This window comes from Niallia sp. Kr1 (assembly GCF_050389805.1).
Taxonomy (GTDB): domain Bacteria; phylum Bacillota; class Bacilli; order Bacillales; family Cytobacillaceae; genus Bacillus_BD.
Window position 1 is genome coordinate 2,393,010 of record NZ_CP130945.1, and the last position, 21,314, is coordinate 2,414,323.

Genomic DNA, 21,314 nt, shown 5'->3' on the forward strand with positions numbered 1-21,314 from the left:
AAAGGAAGGATCAATCTATGTCCAACAAACAAAAGAAACAACTAACCCCTGTTCAACAGGAATACCAAGAATTACAAAATCAACGAGAAATCAAGAGACCCGTTTTCCAAAATTGTATAAAAGCCTTTCTAACGGGAGGATTTATTTGTCTAATTGGTCAATTAATTTCAGACTTTTATATTTATTATTTTGATTTTACGGAGCAAACAGCCGGAAATCCGACGGTGGGTACTTTGATCTTTATTACGTTACTTCTTACCGGCTTTGGCGTATATGACCGAATGGCCCAATTTGGAGGAGCTGGGACTGCTGTACCCGTAACGGGCTTTGGTAATGCGGTTATATCTCCTGCCATGGAACACCGTACAGAAGGATTTGTGCTAGGCGTTGGCGGCAATATGTTTAAATTGGCAGGGGCGGTCATTTTATTTGGTGTATTTTCCGCTTTCGTTATAGCTCTTATTAAAACCATCTTAATCCAGTGGGGTGGTTTATAATGCTTGCTGGGCATCGCACTTGGATTTTTGAACAAAATCCTGTCATTATCTCCACTGGAACCATTGGAGGACCATTCGAAGCGAATGGGGCTATCTCAGAAGATTTTGATCATCTTCATGCCGATTTATGGCTTGGACAGGAGTCTTATGAAAAAGCACATAAAGTTCTTTTTGAAGAAGCTTGTCAAAAAGCGATGGAAAAAGGGGGAATTCAAAAAGACCAAGTTCAGTTTATTCTTGCAGGGGATCTAATCAACCAAATAACACCAACAAGTTTTGCGAGCCGAACCATTGGAGCGCCTTATTTTGGTTTATTTGGTGCCTGTTCAACTTCTATGGAAGGGTTGGCTCTAGGTGCCTATATTGTAAACACAAAGGGGGCTAAGTATTTGCTAACAGGAGCTTCCAGTCATGATACAGCTGTTGAAAAGCAATTTCGTTATCCAACTGAATATGGTGGACAAAAACCTCCTACGGCACAGTGGACTGTCACCGGTGCAGGTGCAGCCTTACTAAGTGACGTTGGGGATGGACCTCGTGTCACTTCTGCCACAATAGGTCGTGTGATTGATATGGGTCTGACCGATCCATTTAATATGGGAGGGGCTATGGCGCCAGCTGCTGTAGATACAATTGAAGCTCACCTAAGAGAACGTAATGTGGACCCTTCGTATTACGACCTAATCGTAACTGGAGATCTTGGAAAAATCGGTCGTGAAGTTTCCTTGGACCTTTTTCAAAAACACGGTACTTCTATAGGGGAAAGACAGTATCAAGATTGTGGTCTTATGATTTATCGGGAAGGTCAACCAGTTCTTGCTGGGGCAAGTGGTGCAGGATGTTCAGCAACTGTCGTGTATGGTCATTTATTAAACCGCATGAAAAAAGGAGAATTTAACAGAATGTTGGTCGTCGCTACAGGGGCTTTACTATCTCCGCTGTCTTTTCAACAAAATGAAACCATCCCATGCATCGCACATGCCGTGTCGATTGAATATGGGGGTGAGAGATCATGACTTATTTTTGGGCTTTTACAGTAGGTGGTTTGATTTGTGTCATTGGCCAAGTCATGTTTGATGTGTTTAAACTTACACCAGCGCATACACTTAGTGCTCTTGTAGTAATGGGTGCTATTTTAGATGGATTTGGTTTATATGAACCCTTGATTGACTTTGCTGGGGCTGGAGCAACGGTACCAATTACAAGCTTTGGAAATTCACTCGTACATGGAGCGATGCAAGAAGCAGAACAACATGGATTAGTTGGCGTACTCACAGGGATGTTTGAAGTTACTAGTTCAGGTATTTCAGCAGCGATTATTTTTGGAATGATAGGTGCATTGATATTTAGACCAAAAGGATAAGGAGATGATCGGATGACGATTGGTTCAGAAGTCAAACAATGTTATGCAAGTCTAAAAGGAGTAGAAGCAAGTCTATCAAATTTAGCGTTAATGACTCTTGATGATGAATCAAAGCGTACCTTGCACGAGGCGATGATGGTGGTACACGAAATAACAAAAGATTTAAAAGAAAGAGTTGGAAAACTCGAAAGAGAGGAACCTCAGTATAAAGGTTTCTAGATCAATGAAATGTATCGGGGGTGTCAACAAGTGCTCGGATGGGTAGATATTGCTGTACGGTCAGTGCTCTTTGTTGTTGTTTTATTTTTTATAACCAAATGGTTAGGGAAAAAGCAAATTTCTGAGCTTTCTTTCTTCGAATATGTTACCGGTATATCCATTGGAAACATTGGTGCTGAAGTAGCTATTGGACTTGAACGAAACATTTTTCATGGAATCATTGCCATTATTATTTTTGCTACGATCCCGTTTTTAGCGGGTTTGTTTTCCTTAAAAAGCAAGGGTTTTCGTAATTTTATAGAAGGGAAAGCAACCGTATTTATAAAAGATGGAAAAATTATGGAGGATAATTTAAAAAAGGAAAGATACACGACAGACGAGTTATTGGAATTACTACGAAAGAAGAATGTTTTTCAAGTATCAGATGTAGAATTTGCTGTATTAGAGGCAACAGGAGATTTATCTGTCATGTTAAAAAAAGAAAATCAACCTTTAACAGCAAAGGATTTACGTATAAAGTCACCTTCCATTAAAGAGCCTCAGACCGTGATCATGGATGGATTAATCATGGATGAACCACTTTCCACTATTGGATTTAGTCGTGGTTGGTTGCATACGGAGTTAGATAAATTAGGAGTTACGGTTGAAAATGTATTTCTTGGACAAATTAATTCATATGGCGAGTTAACCGTTGATCTCTTTGATGATCAGTTGCAAGTTGCATCTTCCAAGGAAAGACCGTTAATTCTTTCAACAATGAAAAAATGTCAAGCTGACTTAGAATTGTTTGCTCTTGGTACTGATTTAGATGAAGCGAAACAAATGTATAGTAAAAATAGTCTTAAGTTACAAGAAATGATTGAAAAAGTAGCACCAATTTTAAAGATATAATTAAATCAATGATAACGTGTATTCAGAACGATTTTGACTATTGAGGTGTTAGCATATGCCTTTTTTGGATTTGGATAGTATCAGGCTTTTTTATAAGGATAATGGAGAGGGACCTACGGTTGTTTTTATTCATCCTCCATTACTCACAAGTGCCAATTTCGACTATCAAGTAGATGAATTATCTAGACATTTTAGAGTAATCACCTTTGATATTCGAGGTCACGGAAGAAGCCCGTATTCAACTGAACCTATTACGTATTCGATCATTGTTGAAGATATCAAAAATCTGTTGGATTCTCTAGAGATCGATAAAGCTTTTCTTTGCGGTTATTCAACCGGGGGTTCCATTGTATTTGAATTTTTACAATCATATGCTGATCGGGCATTGGGAGGCATCGTCATTAGCGGGATGTCTGAGGTTAGTGATTGGTATCTAGAGAAAAGAATTTCGATGGCCAGTTTGCTCTCGAAACCAAGAATGATCGGTTTGTTGGGATTAGCCATTTCATGGGGAAATTCAAATACAAAAGAAAATTTTCGACATATGTATAGAGAGTCACTAAAAGGAGATTCAAGAAATATTAAGCAGTATTATTCTTATAGTCTGCGCTATAGGTGTACCCATCAGTTAGATAGGATTCATCACCCTATATTACTTATTTATGGTAAAAAAGATAAAACGTTTCATAAATACGCCAAGATCTTACATGAAAAATTACCCTATAATCAATTGAAGTTTATTGATGAAAAGCATCAAATTCCTACAAAGTCTGCTACAGAATTAAATAGTTTGATATCCGAATTTATTTTGGCATTTAGGGGGAGAAAAGGAGATGAAAATCTCTTTGAGATTTAAAACATACTTTTTTCAATGTAGAGAATTTTATTTTTTATCGATAGAGTTAGGAGATTCTTTATGGACAATAAACTATTTAAGGTAATAAATCGGTTTTCTGGACGTTGTTCTCCAATTGATTTTCTGATGATATGGATCACAAATAAGGTTCGTTATGTGTTCCTTTTTGTGTTGATTTTCATGTGGTTTAAAAACGCTTCTTACAAAAAAGTGTCTTGTCATGCGGTAAAATCGATGGGAATAACATGGTTCATCTATACTTTAATAAAGTTGTGCTATTTTAAACCACGTCCATTTGTAAACAAAAGGGTGGGCATCCTTATTCCTTCAAAAACGGATTCAACCTTTCCAAGTAAACATACAATGCTCGTATTTGCTATTTCAACTACTATTTTTCTATATGATCGTGTCCTCGGTTTGATTATGTCGGCATTATCGGTTTTGACGGGTTTCTCCCGTATTTGGGTAGGGCATCATTATCCATCTGATATTATCGGCAGCGCCTTTATCGCCGCTATGACTAGCACCATATTAGAAAAAATTTCACGTAGGGATTGTCGTCGGCAAGAGTAACCATATCGAGGGGGTTCTAATATTTTATGATCGTGAACGGTGTCAGTTTAAGTTTAATGAGCACTCTTGTATTTAATAGGTTAACAGGAAACAGGAAACGTCCCACAAAAAGCAATGGAAAAAGGGTAGTATTTACGTTAAAACATGGAAATACTACTCGTTTTCATTAATTAAAATGGTCCTTATGTTTCACAGAATCAATACGTTTTGTGCAACTCATACTTCATTTTTTGTTCGTTATATTTAAAATGTTGAAACGTGCTGACCAGAGTCGGATCACTTGGCAGCAAGGCATAATACAGATCCTTGCCGCCACTATCGAAGTCCAACATCCCGTGCTGTTCAATTCGTTCTTTAGTTAGTGGGTTTTGGAATCGTTTGGTGTGAATTCCTTCCCAAACCTCTATATATCCCTTTGGAGTATAACGGACAACATAATGATACGTTTCCCAAATTCCCGTGCCTCCTCCTCCACCAGTTACAACCAATATTTGATTGTATTCTAAAATTCCTATAATCTTAATTCCCTCCACCACCATATCCTTCTCATATACTTTTTGATAGTGATTGCCTTGTTTTTCAAAAAGGACGAGGATGCCGTTGTTGTTATCCATGTTATAAAAGGCCCCAATTTGTTCACTTGGAGTCTGCTTCATGTTCAATTTAAACATGTTGATGTCCTCGCGTTTCACTTTCTCAGGGTATCGAAATTTACTGCGAATAGTATGAAATAACCAATCTGGAATGATGGGAATTTGATTGTTCCTAGACAAGTTTGAATGGTGAACTCGATGAGGATTCATGTTACCATAGCCTAGTGTGTTATATGAGTGATGAAATGCTGTTTCTGAATTGAGCCAGTAGGGTGCTACCGTATAATTCAGATGATAAAAGCTGTTGAACAAAATCAATACCTCCAATTTTTTACATAGCTTGATTATAAAAAGGAAGGCTGGTTTTATCGTAATAAAACCAACCACGATATTTATAAAATATGTGGAAGTCATGATTTTGTTCGTGAAACAGGGGGACGGTTCTCACTGTTTCATTGTACCCAATCCTTTTGAAACAGTGAGAACCGTCCCCCTGTTTCATCAGAAAAGTATTATACTATTTTTTAGTACGGAAAGGAGTGTAGAGATGATACGTTTTGGAGTAATTGGTACAAATTGGATTACAGAGAAATTTATTAAATCTGCGAAAGAGATCGATGATTTTTCTTTAGTGGCGGTGTATTCTCGAACGGAGGAACGGGCAAATGAATTTGCAGAAGAGTTCCAAATTCCTTATCGATATACAGATTTAGAAAGTATGGCAAAAAGTGATCATGTGGATGCGGTGTATATTGCAAGTCCCAACTCGTTTCACGCAGAGCAAGCAATTCTTTGCATGAACCATGGTAAACATGTTTTATGTGAAAAACCGATGGCTTCCACTTCTCAGGAAATCCGAAAAATGGTGGAAGCGGCGAAACAGAATCGTGTTCTTTTAATGGAGGCGTTAAAAACGACCCTTCTGCCAAACTTTCAAGCAATTAGTGAACATATGGCTAAAATAGGCAGGATTCGTCGGTATGTAGCGAATTATTGTCAATATTCATCTCGGTACGATGCTTACTTGAACGGAAAGGTACTAAATGCCTTTAATCCCAAGTTTTCAAATGGGGCTTTAATGGATCTAGGCATTTATTGTATTTATCCATTGGTTGTTTTATTTGGTAAGCCATCTCAAATCAAGGCAAACTCTGTTTTATTGGAAACAGGGGTAGATGGGGAAGGAAGCATTGTCATGAATTATGGAGATATGGAAGCGGTGGTCATGTATTCAAAAATCACCAATTCCACGATGCCTTCAGAAATTCAAGGAGAAAACGGGAATATCATCATTGATCAAATCAGTCAACCTGGGAGAGTAGACATTCGATATCGAAATGGGATAACCGAAAACATCACTCTCCCACAAAAGAAAGAAACCATGTATTACGAAGTAAAAGAATTTATCGAGCTCATCAAGAAAGGACAGCTAGAGCCCACCATTAATACACATCAGAATTCCTTAATAGCAGCAGAAATTATGGAAGAAGCACGGCAACAAAGTGGGATCGTTTTTCCAGCTGATCGTAAGTAGGAACACGGGGACGGTTCTTACTGTTTCCTAATTATTTGCAATGAAGCAATTGGAAATAGGAAAGCAACAGGAAATGCTCCCTGTGTTTAATAGATGGAAAATAGTAGGGAACGGTGAGAACCGTCCCCCTGTTTCATCTACCTAAGTATTTATGACAATAGAGGGGGGAGAAAATTAACGCAATCGATTAGGAAATTGGAATAGCTTTACTCTACTCTCTTTTGTATCTCCAGGCTCTGTTCTCTTTTTATGGTTATCTCTTTCTATTAACTTATCAAGCTTTCGAACTGCCCGTTCCAATTCTTGCTCCGTTAATTCACCTTTTGCATATAAACTACATAACATTCCATAGGCAATGGCCTTTGTATCGATATCAACATTAACGACTAGGTCTACATCCGAGTTTCCGCTATGTCCGATAATGGTTTCCAGTTTATTTCTTCCTCGAGGATCCATATTTTACCTCCTTTACTTAAATGGGATACTATAAGAATAGTATCCCTGAAATCATTTTCCTGTAGCCAAAGCTTATAAATCGAAATCTTGTCTTTGTCTCTGTCTTTGATCCTGATCTTGGTCCTGATCCTGATCAGCATCAGCATCGGATCTAGCGCGTACTCTTGCACGTGAATCACTGTCAACTTTAATGTCTATATCGACTTTAGAGTTTCCGCTATTGGAAATACGAGCGCGTGCACTATTTACGTTTTTATCTTTTACATCTACATCTGTATCATTTTCTGCATCAGCATCTGCTCTAGCTTCAGCTTCTAACTCATTATCGACGTCTACCTCATTTTCATTGTTTGAACGATTTTTACCACTACGTCCAAAAATGTCTTGATTTCTCCAAACTCTACTCATTATAAATTCCTCCTTTCTTTTTGTTCATGTTATCTTATTAAAAAAATAAAAAAGGTGTATGGACAAGTGTATAAGATTAATTAAAAAGGCTTATGAATCAATTGAAACAGGGGGACGGTTCTCGCTGTTTCATTGCCTATCATCCATTTGCAACGTGAGAACCGTCCCCCTGTTTCATTAAAAAAATAAGTGTATTTAATTTAAATGGTTACTATTATACTCTATAATATAGGTAAAAATAAAAATCTAAAGGTGTGTATAAATGTCTAAAAAGCAAGAAATTATCTCGATCGCAACAGGTATTATCCATTCTAAAGGGTATCAAGCAACATCGATCAGTGATATCCTCCAGGCTGCTTCAATTGGAAAAGGACAATTTTATCATTATTTTTCTTCCAAATACGATCTTGGACTGGCCGTTATTGAGAATATCATTCAGGAATGGGATCATCAACTCATTTTAAATATTCTTCAATTATCAGAAAGTCCTAAAATAAAATTAAATAAAATGCTAGATTGGATCATCACATACCATGGTGGCAGGGAAGATATACCCGGGTGTCCTATAGGTAATTTAGCTATTGAAATGAGTGAACATGATGAAACCTTTCAATTAAAAATTCAGGATTTTTTTAATCGTTGGATTCAAGAAGTAGAAAAATGTTTAGAAGAGATAGTTAAACAAAATCAACTCGATTCAACTGTGGATTCATTAAAAAATGCTCAAGCAATTGTAGCCATGATAGAAGGGGGTATTTTACTAATGAAGAGTCAACAAAATGTCAGTATTTTAACAAATGTTATCGAGGCCGTTCGCAAACAATATCACTTACTATAAGAGGTATTGGAGTGAAGATCAAAGAATAAAGCTTTTCTCTTGTTAATCATCCTATAATATGTTAAATTCGGGTTGTACCGAATGGTAGGTACAACCCGAATTTGTCTGATCCCTATAGGATTTAAGGAAACCCCCTGTATAAATTGTACCAAATGGTAGGTACAATTCGATGGATAAGAATTGATCAAGTTTTTTTGGTTAGCACATTACACAAACGATGGAGGTTCAACACGTATGTCAACATTACTAGAAGAGATTAATAAGTTCCAAGAAAGTGCATTAAAAGAAATGCCTGCTGAGGCTCTAAAACAAATGGACCAAGCAACAAAGGAGTTAGCGGAATCTGGACTAGCGAAAGGGTTAACCGTTAATGAACAAGCACCAGACTTTACTTTGAAAGATGCAACTGGCGCTGACATTACCTTATTTGAAGAATTAAAAAAAGGACCTGTCATCTTAATCTTTTATCGAGGTGAATGGTGTCCCTATTGCAACCTAGAATTAAGAGCGTATCAACGAGCTCTTCCTGAAATTCAAGCTGCAGGCGCACAATTAATAGCGGTTAGTCCACAAACACCAGACGCTTCACTCACAATGAAAGAAAAGAACGAATTAGATTTTCATGTGTTAAGTGATCCAAACGGAAACGTTGCCCAATCCTACAACTTACTATTTAAATTGCCGGATTATCTGATTAAAATCTATAAACAATTTGGCTTTGATCTACCAAACTATAATAATAATGATTCTTGGGAGCTTCCGGTTCCGGGAACCTATATTATTGACGAATCAGGAAGCATTCGTCTTGCAAGTGTAGATCCAGACTATACAAAAAGGGAAGATCCTTCCAAGGTAGTTGAAGCATTAAATAATCTGGATTAATATCTTAAAACTAAAAAAGATAGGCTTTACTTTGTAAAGTTATTGGGTTTTTGACATTGAAACAACGTATTTCTAGATGGTAGTAGCGAACCGTCCTCCTGTGTCGGTTCGCTACTTTCTCCCTTGTTAAAATGTTAGGGTGTTAAGCATATTCAAGATTTTCGAAACAATTGCTTCTGCTTCTTCTTTGTTTGGATAATGGATTGTAAATTTCACATAGTTTCCATTTACTTTTTTTACGACGATTTTTTGTTGAATCTTGTTATTAAAGGCATGAAGATGGAAACTGGCGCCCTTGTAGAAAGTAGGGTTATTGATTGATTTCATTTCTTCCACTTTACCAGTGGCTTGTAAATATAATTTGGCATTATTTTTAACATCATTCATGCTAACAGTTGTACCAAGGTTTTCAATTCGAGCGAAATAATCTTTATCTTGTGTATACAGAAGGATGCTTTTTCCGGGTTCTTCTTTTTCAAGTTTAAATTTTTTCTCCAATTTAATCGTAAATTCTTGATTAGGTTTACTTGGGGTTGTAACGGTTTTATCTGATTTTGTTCCAATCACCACTAATTTTTGATCCACATAAATCAAATTTGATGTTAATCCATTTAATTCTTTAATCTTTTTAACCGTCGTGTGATGCTTTTTCGCTAGACTATAAAGAGTATCGCCTTTTTTGACCGTAATCGTTTTGTTTACCATTAAGGTTTGCCCTGGCTTAATGATAGTTCCATTTAAACTATTTAACTGTTTTAATTCTTCTACACTCATATGATGATTCTTTGCGATGCTATAAAGGGTATCTCCCTTTTTAATCACATAATCACCTGCTGCTAATCCATTTCCTGCTCCCAAAAAACTAATTCCAACTGTAAAAGCTAATGCAATCAGCCCTTTTTTGTGTAAACTTTTCATGACGATAGACCCCCATAGGTTTAAATTTTGTTATTCACTATGAATACCTGTGAAAAGATCAAAAAGTTTTCTTATTTTTAAAAAAGGTTTGAAAAATGGTGAGTTTTTTTAGGAGCGATCCGAATTTTTGCGTGAAAAAGGCACATCAAGTATTAGTTGCCCAGTTGGTTACCCCAAAATTTAGAGTTTTATTATACAGCTTATTGGCTAGATTGAGTTCGGTATTCGATTAGACTTAATCCGCCCAATTTTGATAACCAATCGTAAACGATCCCATATGCCAATTTTCTTATACGAGTAACATAGGCTTCTTTTCCTTAATGGGACCTTTGGCTGTTAACCTAAAATCTTGTTATTTATATAAGAAGATTTTTAATTGCTCGGTCTTATCAATCGTTGCTAATAACACATCCTCCAGGGCAATATGATGATTTGTTTTTAAGGCTGATCGCAGCCAACTTTCCTCTTTTCCGGCTTGCTGCAGGACGGATTTTTCAATATTTCCTTCTCTTACAACAATTTGGGGAAAATCAAATGGCTCTGTTACAATATTTAAGTCATTCCGAGTAACTGCCTGATAATTAGGACTGATGAAAAATGAAATGGTTCCATCAGGCTCCCATAAGGCTAACGAAATTTTTTTAAGATCCTCAATCTTTTCTTTTCTGGCTTCTGATAATACGTAGTCCACTGAAATTCTAGCCTTCGTTAAGTTTTTATAAATAAATTGACCGTTTTTTATTAATGGGAAAGGGTTAGGCAAAACGAATTTTCTAAAAAATGTTGATTTTAATAGGATGAAAATACTGGATACATATAATAGGACGAGTGCACCCATCGTGATCATAGAACCTTTTAACCCTAATGCTTCGTCGGACAGAGGGTGGGCGATAATATTGCCTATGACGACAGCAATCGAAAAATCGAGCAAATTCAGCTGTGAAATCGATCGCTGTCCCATTAATTTTGCGATCATCACCATAAAAAAATAGCCTACTATCGCTCTTAATACCCATTGGATAGCCGTTAGTGTTTCTTGACCGTGAAAAAAGTCCATTTGACCTACTCCCTTCGGACTTAAATAATGACAATGACATGGATAATTTGCCCAAAAAGCAGCAATCTGATTACCTGTTTCTAACCAATTAAATATATAAAAGAAAGAATGTGGAAGCCCCACATTGGACAAAAGGATCTTCATCTTATTTTTATCATTGGCTGTTAGCTCTGATAACGGATTAAATAGGACATTTTGAAAGATATAGATAACGAAACTTTTCTTTAAAAGGAATAGTTATTGGATATCATAAATCAATCGGACAAGTACAAATGGTTGATCTAACATCAAAGAACTCCAGTCAGGGATCCACATGAACAGCGACCATTCCACTTGAAAAAATAAATCTGTAGAAGTGAATAATGATGGAATATACGAAGTTACATCGGGTTTATCAGTTTTTGCCTAAAAAAGGGGGAGGATTATTTTAACCAAATAGTAGTTGGTGACCGTCTATATTTGCTTGTCCAAATTAATAAACCCTTGATACAAAAGGGTTCTAAGCTTGTCCTCTCAAATTGATGTTCCTTAAACGCCCGTGAATCTTTTTTAATATTTTGGTAGGTTAGATAGCCATAAGCGGTGACCGATTCTATCATGATTCTGTACAAGTCAAATTAATATTTATTTCCGTCACCTTTACACATCAGCAGGGATGGTTTTGGGTGGAGTCCTTTTTGAATCGGCCTTTGGTTTAGATTATAAATTAGGGGTATTAATTACAGGTGGGGTAGTTGTCGCTTATACGCTATTTGCAGGATTATTAGCGGGTAGTTTAACCGATTTTGTTCAAAGACTTATTATGTTTGTAGCACTTGTCTTAGAAGAGGTGCACACTAACCGTCCCCCTGTTTCATTCATGCTTTAAAATCACCCGTAACATCACTTTTTCAATTATTCTCCATGGTAGTATATTTTTTAAGAACAGATTTCGCTTCACTCCAGTTCCTATCGGGTACCGAAAATGAGGTTTTTTCTTTTGGGAGGCAATTTTAGTAATTAAATTTGCGACATCCATAGGATCTCCATATTTACTTTTACCAGCATCCATCACGGTTAAAAGAGAAGTCATATAGTTGTGATACACCGAATCCTCCTTCACTTCGATCTCATCCACAGAACTCCAAATATTGGTCTGATAAGAGCCAGGTTCGATTAAGATCACATCAATTCCGAAGGGTTGAACCTCTAAAGACAAACTTTCGCTGTACCCTTCGAGTGCATGTTTGGAGGCAACATAAGGGGAGAGCCCTGGAAAGCCCATTTTGCCACTAATGCTGCTCATATTAATAATTCTTCCCCTTTTTTGGGCTCGCATCATTGGAAGAATAGCCTGTGTTACGGCAATCACGCCAAAAAAATTCGTTTCAAATTGAGAGCGGTAATCCTCAACAGTAATCTCCTCATGAAATCCACCAATCGCGATTCCTGCATTATTGACTAATACATCAATCGATGGAAATTGATGACAATACTCCTTGAAAATGTCAATGGATTCCTTGGATGTGACATCAAGAGCATGTATAGTAATGGAATCCCATACCTTTTCTTGTTTACTTTTTTCAATTAAAAGCTCAGATTTATGTAGATCCCTCATGGTGGCAATCACATGGAATCCATTTTTCGCTAATTCAATCACTGTCAACAGACCAAACCCACTAGAAGCCCCGGTTACAATGGCTCTTTTTTTCTTCATCCTAATCCCCTCAAACGGCATTTTACATTCATTTTACCACAAGACACCCAAATTACTTTTTAAAATATTCACGTTAATTACACCATGTGCTAAATACACAAAGTTCATTAATGATACGGTTGTCCATTAAATCGTAAAATATCTATAATAGAACTCAATCAAGTAGTTGAAACAGGAGAACCGTCCCCTTGTTTCAATACAATTGCGGACGAGATAACGAACCACTCTGTTTCAGGTTTCCATATCTTTTTGAATGGATTTACCATTGGAAATGTTCAAAAACGGGATAAATTGGGAGGCTATTACGTCATGAGAAAGATACATCCAGGCTTCGTTAATGCTTATATGAGGTATGGCCATTTGAAAATACCAAAGAGTGTCCAATGCGAATGCCCGGAATGCCAAGAAATAACAGAATTTACGATTACTGCTAATTTCCAAAACAGCAAAAATGGTATGATCACGGAATGCAGCTGTCCTTGCTGCAAGAAATCAGCCGTTTTTATTATCATGCCGAAGGAGACCACACCGGGTCAAGAGGAACATGCTGACATGTATCTTTACGACCTGAAAGCATCCAAACATACGATTAATCAACTAGAGAATTTGCCAAATATCCCAAATGATCTGGTCAGGGCCTATCGTTCAGCCATTAATGTCCATCAGTCGAAGGAAAACTCTGCCACAGCCGTTATGTCGAAGCGAGTGATTGAAAGTATACTCAAGCATTTTCTAGGGGAGCAAAACAAAAAACAGTCCATCTCGCAACAACTTGAGGCATTGCCTAATCATATTAATTTAGCAAATCCGATTCTATCTCTGAGCCAACTTTTAGCAGACAATGAAACCTTACTCAGAATGCTCGAACTAGAAACTGAAATGGATTACGAAACCTCGACACTAGTGATGGATTTATTAGAAAGCCTAATTGACTATTTATTCATTCTTCCTGGAAAAATAGAAATGACTCAAGCCAAAATCGTAAAAGCGACAAGGAGAGCTTAATTGAAACGCTCACTCGTCCTAGTTACGAAATGATGGCGAGATAATCCTCGTATAATACGAGGTCTTTAATGTTTTTACAGTTTGATTTTATAATAATGAGTCAACAGAGCTGTCCCATGTTTCACACGTTTTTTTTTCTAAAAAGTGAACATACTTAGGAAGTAATGAATTTAAACCATGTGGGAGGTGTTAGGATGTTTGAACATATTGAGGTAGGGAAAATGTTTGAAGATCAAAAGCATGAACGTCATAAGTTTAAGGTGAGCATTCAAGGGGATGAATATAATGGAATCCTTCATAATGGAGAGGTTCAATGGTTCAATCCACAACCGAGAAAGAAACTGGAAGATGAGCATGTTGATCATGTTGAATCTTCCATACATGAACATTTGATGAATAACCTAGAGGATTGAGACGACTGTTAAAAAATCTACAGATTTATTTTTGAAATCAAAGAATAGTAATAGTCATACAGTAAAGGGAAGGGGGTAAACCCCTTCTATTTTTTTGAAATAAATTTAAAGATTCGGCATTATTTTTCTTGCGCCTAGGAACAGCCAGGTGCAAAGGACAAATGGCATGGTTAAGACAGGAAGTCCATACGGTAAAAGAAATGTACTCAGTCCTGCCGCAATCGGAACGGTTAAGCACGCAGCGATGATCCCGGATAAGAGAGTATAACGACTACGTTCAGTTGAAAATACGGCAGATACAGCAATAATGGTTAAAATCGCATTATACCCATAAAGTCCCAAAACGATTAAAGAATGTTCCCCACCTAAAAAATAGGCAATGAGGATCGCCACTATATTGCCTATGATTGCATAAAATCCCAGCTTTTTTCCCGCCAAAAATACAGCTATGTAAATGATGATTCCTGAAATGGCGTTATCTAGAAAAAATACTTGTCCAATTCCATTAAAGATTCCTTCCAATAAATTGATTTCTCCGGCAATATCTAATTCCCAATGGGCCAAATTTTGAGGTGCTAATTCAGCACTCAACTTAATCCCTTTCAATTTGTAGGAAGACAGCAAGATAAACCATGTCAAAATAATATAGGGGAATGTAAGAATGGGTATTTCTTTTCTCTTCATAAAATGAATCATCGTTGCTGTAAAAACAGCAGCTAGAGCTGCCCCTACCAATGCAATCATCCACCTAGAGGAACCATCTAAAAATAATACCAGTGCCATACCGGTTAACACGGAATTATATCCGAGCAAACCTTGATCGATGCTCTGTTTATCCGCACCTCCCCACATTCCCACCAAAGTACCAATGAAGGCAGATAACAGAGCAATGATTCCTAAATAGTAGGAACCAATCGTGATGGCAATTAGGATGAGCAGTCCAGAGATCGCATGATCAATTAAAATGACTTGAGAGATTCCTTTAAGAGATGCTGTTATAAAAGAAAAAAAGACACCATCCCTTAATGATGTTCGTTGATCTGTTTTCATATATCATTAGCTCCTTTTCAAAATGACGATGATTTCTTTTTTATAGATCGTTGTTTGGATCATTTCATAACAGAATGATTCAAGAAGAATCTATTAAGCTTAGTTTGCAAAATGAGGGATCAAATTATTTATCTAAACTGTTCAATTAAGTTGAGAAACTTTTCTTATTAAAAACCATTAAATTCCTTTTATCTTGGATTAGATTTCCTGTTTTTGGTCATGCTTTATATGTTGAGATCATTTCATTGCAAGTATTCAAAATAATAGGAGGTTTTCCCATGCAATTATTACCACGTGAGATCGACAAGCTCATGATTGTGGTTGCCGCAGACCTTGCCAAACGCCGTAAAGAAAGAGGATTAAAATTAAACTATCCTGAAGCGGTTGCCTTGATTACCTATGAAGTATTAGAAGGCGCACGGGATGGAAAAACAGTGGCGGAATTGATGGAATATGGAACAACCATTTTGTCACGAGATGATGTAATGGAAGGGATTCCAGAAATGCTTGATGATATTCAAGTAGAAGCTACCTTTCCAGATGGAACAAAACTAGTGACCGTACATAGTCCAGTTAAATAAAAATAAATCGGAGGCATGAAAATGGAACCGGGACAATTATTTTTAAAAGAGGAAGACATTGTGATTAATGCGGGTAGACCTATAAATGCAGTAACGGTCATCAATACAGGGGATCGCCCTATTCAGGTAGGTTCACATTATCATTTTTATGAGGTGAACGAATCCCTTCAATTCAACCGTGAAGAGGCATTTGGAAAACGACTCAACATTCCAGCAGGAGCTGCTGTTCGTTTTGAGCCTGGCGATGAAAAAGAAATCGAACTGATCCCTTACGCTGGTGAACGCCGTGTGTATGGTTTTAATAATAAAGTGGATGGATCCTTAGAAAAGGGGGCTAACCAATGAGTTTTAAGATGTCAAGAAAGCAATACGCTCAAATGTATGGTCCAACGACAGGAGATTCGATTCGCTTAGCTGATACAGACATCATCATTCAAGTGGAGAAAGATTACACATCGTATGGGGATGAGGTTGTATTTGGAGGCGGAAAGGTTATTCGCGATGGTATGGGGCAGCATCCATTAGCTACAAGAGGTGACGGAATAGCTGATGTCGTCATCACCAATGCTGTTATTTTAGATTACACAGGTATCTATAAGGCTGATATTGGGATTCGTGATGGAAAAATTGCCGGGATTGGAAAGGCTGGAAATCCGCTTGTCATGGATAAAGTGGATATTGTCATTGGTGCAGGCACAGAAATTATTGCGGGCGAAGGAATGATTGTAACCGCCGGTGGAATCGACACCCATGTTCACTTTATTAATCCAGAACAGGTTCGAACTGCATTAGCATCAGGACTGACCACTTTAATTGGAGGAGGAACAGGTCCTGCTGCAGGATCAAAAGCGACAACGGTCACTCCAGGTGAATGGAATATTCATCGAATGCTACAAGCCGCCGAAGGATTGCCGATTAATGTTGGATTTACAGGAAAAGGACAAGCGGCAACAGAAGAACCTCTTGCAGAACAAGTCCGTGCAGGTGCGATTGGATTGAAGGTTCATGAAGACTGGGGAGCCACTCCATCAGCCCTTGACCATGCATTACGTGTGGCAGACGAGTACGATGTGCAGGTCGCCCTTCATGCAGATACCTTAAATGAAAGCGGATTTGTGGAAAACACGATGGCAGCTCTTAAAGATCGCGTGATACATATGTATCATACGGAAGGCGCAGGCGGTGGTCATGCCCCGGATTTAATTAAATCAGCCGGGTTTTTGAATGTTCTACCATCTTCGACGAATCCGACTTTACCTTATACGGTTAATACCATTGATGAGCATTTAGATATGTTAATGGTGTGTCACCATTTAAATCCATCGATCCCTGAAGACTTAGCTTTTGCTGATTCACGAATTAGACGTGAAACGATCGCTGCTGAGGATATTCTTCAAGATATGGGTGTATTCAGTATGGTGAGTTCAGATGCACAAGCAATGGGGCGAGTTGGTGAAGTCATTCTACGAGCATGGCAAGTTGCGGACAAAATGAAAAAGCAAAGAGGGATCCTAGAAGGAGACCGTGAACTTTGTGATAATAATCGAGCAAAACGTTTTGTAGCCAAATATACCATTAATCCTGCGATCACTCATGGGATAGCAGAATATGTTGGATCGATTGAAGTAGGAAAAATTGCGGATCTTGTTATTTGGAACCCAGCCTTTTTCGGAGTAAAGCCTGAAATGGTTCTTAAAAATGGCTTTGTCGTAGAAGGGTTGATGGGAGATTCGAACGCATCGATTCCAACACCACAGCCGGTTATTTCTCGTCCGATGTATGCACAAATTGGAAAAGGTCTTTCTAGTTCGAATATTACGTTTATCTCACAAGCCGCTTATGACGACAACGTCCATGAAAAGCTGGGATTGCAAAAAATCATTCTTCCGGTTCGAGGCATTCGGAAATTAACGAAAAAGGATATGAAATTGAATTCCGAAACTCCTGAAATCACCGTTGATCCACAAACCTATGAGGTAAAGGTAAACGGTGAATTAATTACATGTGACCCTGTTGATTGGGTACCAATGGGACAGCGATATTTCCTATTCTGAGGTGAAGAAATTGATAGTCGAGCAAATCGTAACAAATATTGAAAATATGGAAAAAGAAGAAATTATCAATCGTCATATTGAAAAAGTTCATCTTGAAAGCGCCCATTTAGTGAAACGGATTCAGCGAGTAACGACCGATCACGGGAAAGAAATTGGGATCCGTTTAAAAGAACCACGAGACCTTATGGCTGGTGATGTTCTCTATATGGATGATAAAAATTTAATTATGATTGATGTTCTATCGGATGACTTATTGGTCATCCAACCTCGTAGTTTAAAGGAGATGGGGACAATTGCCCATCAATTAGGGAATCGCCACATGCCAGCCCAATTTGAAGAGGATGTAATGCTGGTTCAGTATGATTATCTCGTAGAAGAATTACTTCAAGATTTACAAATTCCTTTCAAACGTGAAGACAGAAAGGTTAAACAGGCGTTTCGCCATATAGGACATAGCCATGAATAAAAATAGTTTATCGTTATTCCAACTATGTGATTCAAATTTCCCTACAGGGGCGTTTAGTCATTCATACGGTCTTGAAAGCTATATTCAAGAAAATAAAATTCATGATGGAGAAACCTTTTTTCAATGGCTTTATACGTATGTGCACGAGCAGCTCATCTATTCAGATGGGCTTGCCTCTCGCCTTGTCTATGAAGCATTGGAAACGGAAGATCTACAAAAAGTGTGGAAAATAGACAGGATGCTTACGGTTCAAAACCTACCGCGTGAAACGAGAGAGGGAACTCAAAGAATAGGGGAACGGATGCTCAACCTTGTTGAATCCCTTTATGATATTCCGATTCTTAAGGTTTATCGGGAGCGAATCAATCAAAAGCAATCGTTTGGGTCTCCTGCGATTGTGTTTACGATGGTAGGTCATCATCTTGAAGTACCACAATCAACAACGATTTTGTATTATTTGTATTCTACCATTTCAAGTCTGGTTCAAAATGCCGTTCGGGCGATTCCGTTAGGGCAAACCGCCGGACAGAGGATCATTCAGGAATTTCAAGATGCATTAATAGAAGCAACTGAAAAAATTCAACGTTTAGATGAAGAGGATTTTGGAATGGTTTCGCCAGGTCTAGAATTATCTCAAATGATCCATGAACGTGTGAATATCCGTATTTTTATGTCTTAAAAAAAGGAAGTGTAGTGATGGAACCCATTAAGATTGGTGTTGGTGGACCTGTAGGTGCAGGAAAAACAATGTTAGTTGAGAAATTAACGCGCCATTTACAAGATGAAATCAGCATGGCTGTTGTGACAAATGATATTTATACAAAAGAAGATGCAAAATTTCTAATGAATCATGGAGTGCTGCCCGCAGATCGTATCATTGGTGTAGAAACAGGAGGTTGTCCTCATACAGCCATACGTGAGGATGCTTCGATGAATTTTGCAGCCATTGATGAATTAAAGGCAAAGCACCCAGATGTGGAGCTTATTTTTGTAGAGAGTGGCGGCGATAACTTGGCAGCTACCTTCAGCCCTGAACTTGTTGATTTTTCCATTTATATTATTGACGTGGCTCAAGGGGAAAAAATTCCACGTAAAGGCGGACAAGGTATGATCAAATCGGATTTGTTTATCATTAATAAAACTGATTTAGCGCCTTTTGTTGGAGCAAGCTTGGAAGTCATGGAATCGGATACTAAGGTTTTTCGTGGAGATAAGCCATTTGTTTTTACCAATTTAAAAGATAACACCGGTCTTGATCAAGTCATTGATTGGATTAAGAAACATGCACTATTAAAAGGACTTGAATAAGATGGAGGATTGGACAGGAGTTTTGCGTTTAGGCGCAGAAGAAAGAAATGGAAAGACCGTGGCAAAGAATGTGTATTTCCAGGGGGCCTTTAAAGTGATGCGTCCCATTTATCATGATGAATCTGGTCAAGCCTGTTACTATCTTTTAAACCCGGGCGGAGGATATTTAGACGGGGATCGCTATCAAATGAAAGTAGTGTTAGAAAAACAAGCGAAACTGACCTTAACCACGCAATCAGCAACCAAAATCTATAAGACGCCTCGTTCACTTGCGTATCAAGAAGTAGAATTTCATTTAAAGGATGGAAGTTATCTCGAATATATTCCCGATCCACTGATCGGCTATCAAGATGCTCGGTATAAACAAAAAACAGTGATCCATATGGAAAAAGGATGCACCCTTTTATACTCAGATATTATCACCCCAGGATGGTCAGCGAATGGTGAAAAATTCAGTTACGACACACTTCAACTGATAAATGAAATTTATATGGAAAATGAGCTGGTGGCATTTGATCATATTAAATTAAATCCAGCTTATCAAGATATGAAGGGTCTAGGTTATATGGAAGGCTATTCTCATCTTGGTTCGATGATTGTCATTCATGAAAACATGAATGCTGAATTCCTAGATCGGTTATATCAGGAGATTCCCAAACAGTCAAAAGAATGGAAAATAGGAGTATCCTTACTACCAATCCCAGGATTTACCCTACGAGTACTAGCCAATACCACACAAAACATCGAAAGAATAATCACTGAGATACACCAACTGCTAAGCCAAGAATGGTTTAACAAAAAACCAAGCTTCTTACGAAAATATTAGTGAAACAGGGGGACGGTTCTGAGCGTTTCATAGATGGTATCGATCGATTTCATCAAACGGCAGGCTAGTCTCCTGCTTCCTATTTAATCTGATTGATGAAGGGCGATGCTCCCATCTAAACATTTAGGATTCCATAAGATCCATCTCCAATTACTGAAGAAGTTAATAGTAAATCAAAAGGAAGTAGATCCTCTACATCTAGTAGGTATCTACTTCCTTTTTTTACGGCATGTAGACAAAAAAGATACGAGCTCTTAAGTCTAACGATTTATCAGCGACCACGAATTGTCCACAAACGTAACTTCTGTTTTTATCTTCCTCTAAATCTTAAACAGATAAGGAATCCTGCATTCTTTTGTGAACTTCTTCCTCCATAGTAGTTAACTGTTCTTCCTTCAGGTCGTTTAGAGGAAGAGGATGAAACCAAGTAATATCCCCATGATGATAAATTCCTTTATACTGTTTTTCCTTATAATGTAATGAAAACTGATATCTTTCATGAAATTGACCCTCAAACATCTTCTTTTCTAGTTCAAAATGATTAAACAAAATAAACAACCTCCTCATTTTTGTGTGATTTATCGTTATTTTTATTTGTTATGTCTGTTCTCTAGTTAAAAGAATAACTACCCGAGATTAGAAAAAGAAAAGAGAAAGATTAAAATTCAATGAGAATTTTAACTTAGAGGTATGCAAGCAAAACGTGGATGGATGTTTTTAAGAGGAGATTTAATAAGAATAATTTCCACATATCAACATACTATTTAGCGTATATATACGTGATACTAATCTTGGAAATCGTGTTACTTACATAAAAATCCAAAACATGA

27 protein-coding genes and 1 pseudogene are annotated in these 21,314 nt (G+C 37.6%); 20 read left to right on the forward strand and 8 right to left on the reverse strand.

Annotated features, from left to right (window positions below; translation table 11 throughout):
- Nucleotides 1–17 precede the first annotated feature (17 nt).
- The 7 genes from spoVAC to Q5760_RS11585 are packed head-to-tail and all read left to right on the forward strand — an operon-like array spanning nt 18 to nt 4,399.
- The gene (gene spoVAC, locus Q5760_RS11555; RefSeq protein ID WP_428912307.1) at nt 18–497 is read left to right on the forward strand and encodes a stage V sporulation protein AC; all 480 of its coding nucleotides are present in this window, start codon (nt 18–20) and stop codon (nt 495–497) included.
- Nucleotides 497–1,513, forward strand: a complete 1,017-nt coding sequence (gene spoVAD, locus Q5760_RS11560; RefSeq protein WP_428912308.1) for a stage V sporulation protein AD — start codon at nt 497–499, stop codon at nt 1,511–1,513. The genes spoVAC and spoVAD overlap by 1 nt, the downstream gene beginning before the upstream one ends.
- Nucleotides 1,510–1,860: a stage V sporulation protein AE gene (gene spoVAE, locus Q5760_RS11565; protein WP_428912309.1), complete on the forward strand. Its 351-nt coding sequence runs from the start codon at nt 1,510–1,512 to the stop codon at nt 1,858–1,860. Before spoVAD ends, spoVAE begins: the two co-directional genes overlap by 4 nt.
- 12 nt (nt 1,861–1,872) lie before the next feature.
- Nucleotides 1,873–2,079, forward strand: a complete 207-nt coding sequence (locus Q5760_RS11570; protein WP_428912310.1) for a DUF1657 domain-containing protein — start codon at nt 1,873–1,875, stop codon at nt 2,077–2,079.
- A gap of 30 nt (nt 2,080–2,109) precedes the next feature.
- Nucleotides 2,110–2,970, forward strand: coding sequence for a DUF421 domain-containing protein (locus Q5760_RS11575; protein ID WP_428912311.1), 861 nt, complete (start codon nt 2,110–2,112; stop codon nt 2,968–2,970).
- 55 nt (nt 2,971–3,025) lie between these two features.
- Nucleotides 3,026–3,826, forward strand: coding sequence for an alpha/beta fold hydrolase (locus Q5760_RS11580; RefSeq protein WP_428912312.1), 801 nt, complete (start codon nt 3,026–3,028; stop codon nt 3,824–3,826).
- Between the two features lie 60 nt (nt 3,827–3,886).
- Nucleotides 3,887–4,399 (forward strand): undecaprenyl-diphosphatase, encoded by a 513-nt coding sequence (locus Q5760_RS11585; protein ID WP_428912313.1) that lies wholly within the window; start codon nt 3,887–3,889, stop codon nt 4,397–4,399.
- Nucleotides 4,400–4,596: 197 nt separating this feature from the next.
- On the opposite strand, the gene Q5760_RS11590 is transcribed toward Q5760_RS11585, so the two are convergent.
- Nucleotides 4,597–5,070, reverse strand: a complete 474-nt coding sequence (locus tag Q5760_RS11590) for a hypothetical protein (RefSeq protein ID WP_428912314.1) — start codon at nt 5,068–5,070, stop codon at nt 4,597–4,599.
- A 469-nt stretch (nt 5,071–5,539) separates the two neighbouring features.
- Between Q5760_RS11590 and Q5760_RS11595 the strand changes: the two genes are divergently transcribed.
- Complete coding sequence (locus Q5760_RS11595; RefSeq protein WP_428912315.1) at nt 5,540–6,526, forward strand: Gfo/Idh/MocA family protein; 987 nt, start codon at nt 5,540–5,542, stop codon at nt 6,524–6,526.
- 174 nt (nt 6,527–6,700) lie between these two features.
- Here the strand turns inward: Q5760_RS11595 and Q5760_RS11600 are convergent, their stop codons facing one another.
- Nucleotides 6,701–6,982: a hypothetical protein gene (locus tag Q5760_RS11600; protein ID WP_428912316.1), complete on the reverse strand. Its 282-nt coding sequence runs from the start codon at nt 6,980–6,982 to the stop codon at nt 6,701–6,703.
- A gap of 72 nt (nt 6,983–7,054) precedes the next feature.
- The gene (locus Q5760_RS11605; RefSeq protein WP_428912317.1) at nt 7,055–7,390 is read right to left on the reverse strand and encodes a hypothetical protein; all 336 of its coding nucleotides are present in this window, start codon (nt 7,388–7,390) and stop codon (nt 7,055–7,057) included.
- Between the two features lie 262 nt (nt 7,391–7,652).
- On the opposite strand from Q5760_RS11605, the gene Q5760_RS11610 reads away from it, so the two are divergent.
- The gene (locus Q5760_RS11610; RefSeq protein WP_428912318.1) at nt 7,653–8,228 is read left to right on the forward strand and encodes a TetR/AcrR family transcriptional regulator; all 576 of its coding nucleotides are present in this window, start codon (nt 7,653–7,655) and stop codon (nt 8,226–8,228) included.
- A 234-nt stretch (nt 8,229–8,462) separates the two neighbouring features.
- On the forward strand, nt 8,463–9,110 hold the full coding sequence (locus tag Q5760_RS11615; RefSeq protein ID WP_428912319.1) for a peroxiredoxin-like family protein: 648 nt from the start codon (nt 8,463–8,465) through the stop codon (nt 9,108–9,110).
- Nucleotides 9,111–9,236: 126 nt separating this feature from the next.
- Here Q5760_RS11615 and Q5760_RS11620 read toward each other — a convergent pair whose 3' ends face one another.
- Both Q5760_RS11620 and Q5760_RS11625 read right to left on the reverse strand, forming a co-directional pair.
- On the reverse strand, nt 9,237–10,028 hold the full coding sequence (locus Q5760_RS11620; protein ID WP_428912320.1) for a LysM peptidoglycan-binding domain-containing protein: 792 nt from the start codon (nt 10,026–10,028) through the stop codon (nt 9,237–9,239).
- 352 nt (nt 10,029–10,380) lie between these two features.
- On the reverse strand, nt 10,381–11,085 hold the full coding sequence (locus Q5760_RS11625) for a DUF421 domain-containing protein (protein WP_428912554.1): 705 nt from the start codon (nt 11,083–11,085) through the stop codon (nt 10,381–10,383).
- Between the two features lie 616 nt (nt 11,086–11,701).
- On the opposite strand from Q5760_RS11625, the pseudogene Q5760_RS11630 reads away from it, so the two are divergent.
- Nucleotides 11,702–11,908: pseudogene (locus Q5760_RS11630) on the forward strand (sodium:solute symporter family transporter); the annotation flags it as partial.
- 30 nt (nt 11,909–11,938) lie between these two features.
- On the opposite strand, the gene Q5760_RS11635 reads toward Q5760_RS11630, so the two are convergent.
- Nucleotides 11,939–12,781 (reverse strand): SDR family oxidoreductase, encoded by an 843-nt coding sequence (locus Q5760_RS11635; protein WP_428912321.1) that lies wholly within the window; start codon nt 12,779–12,781, stop codon nt 11,939–11,941.
- A gap of 309 nt (nt 12,782–13,090) precedes the next feature.
- Here Q5760_RS11635 and Q5760_RS11640 point away from each other — a divergent pair, with 309 nt between their 5' ends.
- Nucleotides 13,091–13,786, forward strand: coding sequence for a hypothetical protein (locus Q5760_RS11640; protein ID WP_428912322.1), 696 nt, complete (start codon nt 13,091–13,093; stop codon nt 13,784–13,786).
- 194 nt (nt 13,787–13,980) lie between these two features.
- Entirely contained in the window at nt 13,981–14,199 is a 219-nt protein-coding gene (locus Q5760_RS11645) for a hypothetical protein (protein WP_428912323.1), read from the forward strand.
- A gap of 105 nt (nt 14,200–14,304) precedes the next feature.
- Here the strand turns inward: Q5760_RS11645 and Q5760_RS11650 are convergent, their stop codons facing one another.
- Entirely contained in the window at nt 14,305–15,249 is a 945-nt protein-coding gene (locus Q5760_RS11650; protein WP_428912324.1) for an urea transporter, read from the reverse strand.
- A 278-nt stretch (nt 15,250–15,527) separates the two neighbouring features.
- Between Q5760_RS11650 and Q5760_RS11655 the strand changes: the two genes are divergently transcribed.
- The 7 genes from Q5760_RS11655 to Q5760_RS11685 are packed head-to-tail and all read left to right on the forward strand — an operon-like array spanning nt 15,528 to nt 20,484.
- A complete protein-coding gene (locus tag Q5760_RS11655) occupies nt 15,528–15,830 on the forward strand; it encodes an urease subunit gamma (RefSeq protein WP_428912325.1) in 303 nt (100 codons plus the stop codon).
- Nucleotides 15,831–15,851: 21 nt separating this feature from the next.
- Entirely contained in the window at nt 15,852–16,175 is a 324-nt protein-coding gene (locus tag Q5760_RS11660) for an urease subunit beta (RefSeq protein WP_428912326.1), read from the forward strand.
- Complete coding sequence (gene ureC, locus Q5760_RS11665; RefSeq protein ID WP_428912327.1) at nt 16,172–17,884, forward strand: urease subunit alpha; 1,713 nt, start codon at nt 16,172–16,174, stop codon at nt 17,882–17,884. The genes Q5760_RS11660 and ureC overlap by 4 nt, the downstream gene beginning before the upstream one ends.
- 10 nt (nt 17,885–17,894) lie before the next feature.
- The gene (ureE, locus tag Q5760_RS11670) at nt 17,895–18,350 is read left to right on the forward strand and encodes an urease accessory protein UreE (RefSeq protein WP_428912555.1); all 456 of its coding nucleotides are present in this window, start codon (nt 17,895–17,897) and stop codon (nt 18,348–18,350) included.
- A complete protein-coding gene (locus tag Q5760_RS11675) occupies nt 18,343–19,029 on the forward strand; it encodes an urease accessory protein UreF (RefSeq protein WP_428912328.1) in 687 nt (228 codons plus the stop codon). Before ureE ends, Q5760_RS11675 begins: the two co-directional genes overlap by 8 nt.
- Before the next feature lie 17 nt (nt 19,030–19,046).
- On the forward strand, nt 19,047–19,658 hold the full coding sequence (ureG, locus tag Q5760_RS11680) for an urease accessory protein UreG (protein ID WP_428912329.1): 612 nt from the start codon (nt 19,047–19,049) through the stop codon (nt 19,656–19,658).
- A 1-nt stretch (nt 19,659) separates the two neighbouring features.
- On the forward strand, nt 19,660–20,484 hold the full coding sequence (locus Q5760_RS11685) for an urease accessory protein UreD (protein WP_428912330.1): 825 nt from the start codon (nt 19,660–19,662) through the stop codon (nt 20,482–20,484).
- A gap of 327 nt (nt 20,485–20,811) precedes the next feature.
- Here the strand turns inward: Q5760_RS11685 and Q5760_RS11690 are convergent, their stop codons facing one another.
- Nucleotides 20,812–21,033, reverse strand: a complete 222-nt coding sequence (locus Q5760_RS11690; RefSeq protein WP_428912331.1) for a DUF5342 family protein — start codon at nt 21,031–21,033, stop codon at nt 20,812–20,814.
- Nucleotides 21,034–21,314: the final 281 nt, after the last annotated feature.

What these genes read in the sequence shown, in the direction of transcription:
- Q5760_RS11645 (WP_428912323.1), top strand. Translation starts at nt 13,981, where the DNA reads ATGTTTGAACATATTGAGGTAGGGAAAATGTTTGAAGATCAAAAGCAT.
- Q5760_RS11625 (WP_428912554.1), bottom strand. Translation starts at nt 11,085, where the DNA reads ATGGACTTTTTTCACGGTCAAGAAACACTAACGGCTATCCAATGGGTA.
- Q5760_RS11585 (WP_428912313.1), top strand. Translation starts at nt 3,887, where the DNA reads ATGGACAATAAACTATTTAAGGTAATAAATCGGTTTTCTGGACGTTGT.
- spoVAE (WP_428912309.1), top strand. Translation starts at nt 1,510, where the DNA reads ATGACTTATTTTTGGGCTTTTACAGTAGGTGGTTTGATTTGTGTCATT.
- Q5760_RS11620 (WP_428912320.1), bottom strand. Translation starts at nt 10,028, where the DNA reads ATGAAAAGTTTACACAAAAAAGGGCTGATTGCATTAGCTTTTACAGTT.
- Q5760_RS11605 (WP_428912317.1), bottom strand. Translation starts at nt 7,390, where the DNA reads ATGAGTAGAGTTTGGAGAAATCAAGACATTTTTGGACGTAGTGGTAAA.
- ureC (WP_428912327.1), top strand. Translation starts at nt 16,172, where the DNA reads ATGAGTTTTAAGATGTCAAGAAAGCAATACGCTCAAATGTATGGTCCA.
- Q5760_RS11640 (WP_428912322.1), top strand. Translation starts at nt 13,091, where the DNA reads ATGAGAAAGATACATCCAGGCTTCGTTAATGCTTATATGAGGTATGGC.
- Q5760_RS11655 (WP_428912325.1), top strand. Translation starts at nt 15,528, where the DNA reads ATGCAATTATTACCACGTGAGATCGACAAGCTCATGATTGTGGTTGCC.
- Q5760_RS11650 (WP_428912324.1), bottom strand. Translation starts at nt 15,249, where the DNA reads ATGAAAACAGATCAACGAACATCATTAAGGGATGGTGTCTTTTTTTCT.
- Q5760_RS11660 (WP_428912326.1), top strand. Translation starts at nt 15,852, where the DNA reads ATGGAACCGGGACAATTATTTTTAAAAGAGGAAGACATTGTGATTAAT.
- Q5760_RS11600 (WP_428912316.1), bottom strand. Translation starts at nt 6,982, where the DNA reads ATGGATCCTCGAGGAAGAAATAAACTGGAAACCATTATCGGACATAGC.
- Q5760_RS11685 (WP_428912330.1), top strand. Translation starts at nt 19,660, where the DNA reads ATGGAGGATTGGACAGGAGTTTTGCGTTTAGGCGCAGAAGAAAGAAAT.
- ureG (WP_428912329.1), top strand. Translation starts at nt 19,047, where the DNA reads ATGGAACCCATTAAGATTGGTGTTGGTGGACCTGTAGGTGCAGGAAAA.
- Q5760_RS11615 (WP_428912319.1), top strand. Translation starts at nt 8,463, where the DNA reads ATGTCAACATTACTAGAAGAGATTAATAAGTTCCAAGAAAGTGCATTA.
- Q5760_RS11570 (WP_428912310.1), top strand. Translation starts at nt 1,873, where the DNA reads ATGACGATTGGTTCAGAAGTCAAACAATGTTATGCAAGTCTAAAAGGA.
- spoVAC (WP_428912307.1), top strand. Translation starts at nt 18, where the DNA reads ATGTCCAACAAACAAAAGAAACAACTAACCCCTGTTCAACAGGAATAC.
- Q5760_RS11675 (WP_428912328.1), top strand. Translation starts at nt 18,343, where the DNA reads ATGAATAAAAATAGTTTATCGTTATTCCAACTATGTGATTCAAATTTC.
- spoVAD (WP_428912308.1), top strand. Translation starts at nt 497, where the DNA reads ATGCTTGCTGGGCATCGCACTTGGATTTTTGAACAAAATCCTGTCATT.
- Q5760_RS11610 (WP_428912318.1), top strand. Translation starts at nt 7,653, where the DNA reads ATGTCTAAAAAGCAAGAAATTATCTCGATCGCAACAGGTATTATCCAT.
- Q5760_RS11595 (WP_428912315.1), top strand. Translation starts at nt 5,540, where the DNA reads ATGATACGTTTTGGAGTAATTGGTACAAATTGGATTACAGAGAAATTT.
- Q5760_RS11635 (WP_428912321.1), bottom strand. Translation starts at nt 12,781, where the DNA reads ATGAAGAAAAAAAGAGCCATTGTAACCGGGGCTTCTAGTGGGTTTGGT.
- Q5760_RS11580 (WP_428912312.1), top strand. Translation starts at nt 3,026, where the DNA reads ATGCCTTTTTTGGATTTGGATAGTATCAGGCTTTTTTATAAGGATAAT.
- Q5760_RS11590 (WP_428912314.1), bottom strand. Translation starts at nt 5,070, where the DNA reads ATGTTTAAATTGAACATGAAGCAGACTCCAAGTGAACAAATTGGGGCC.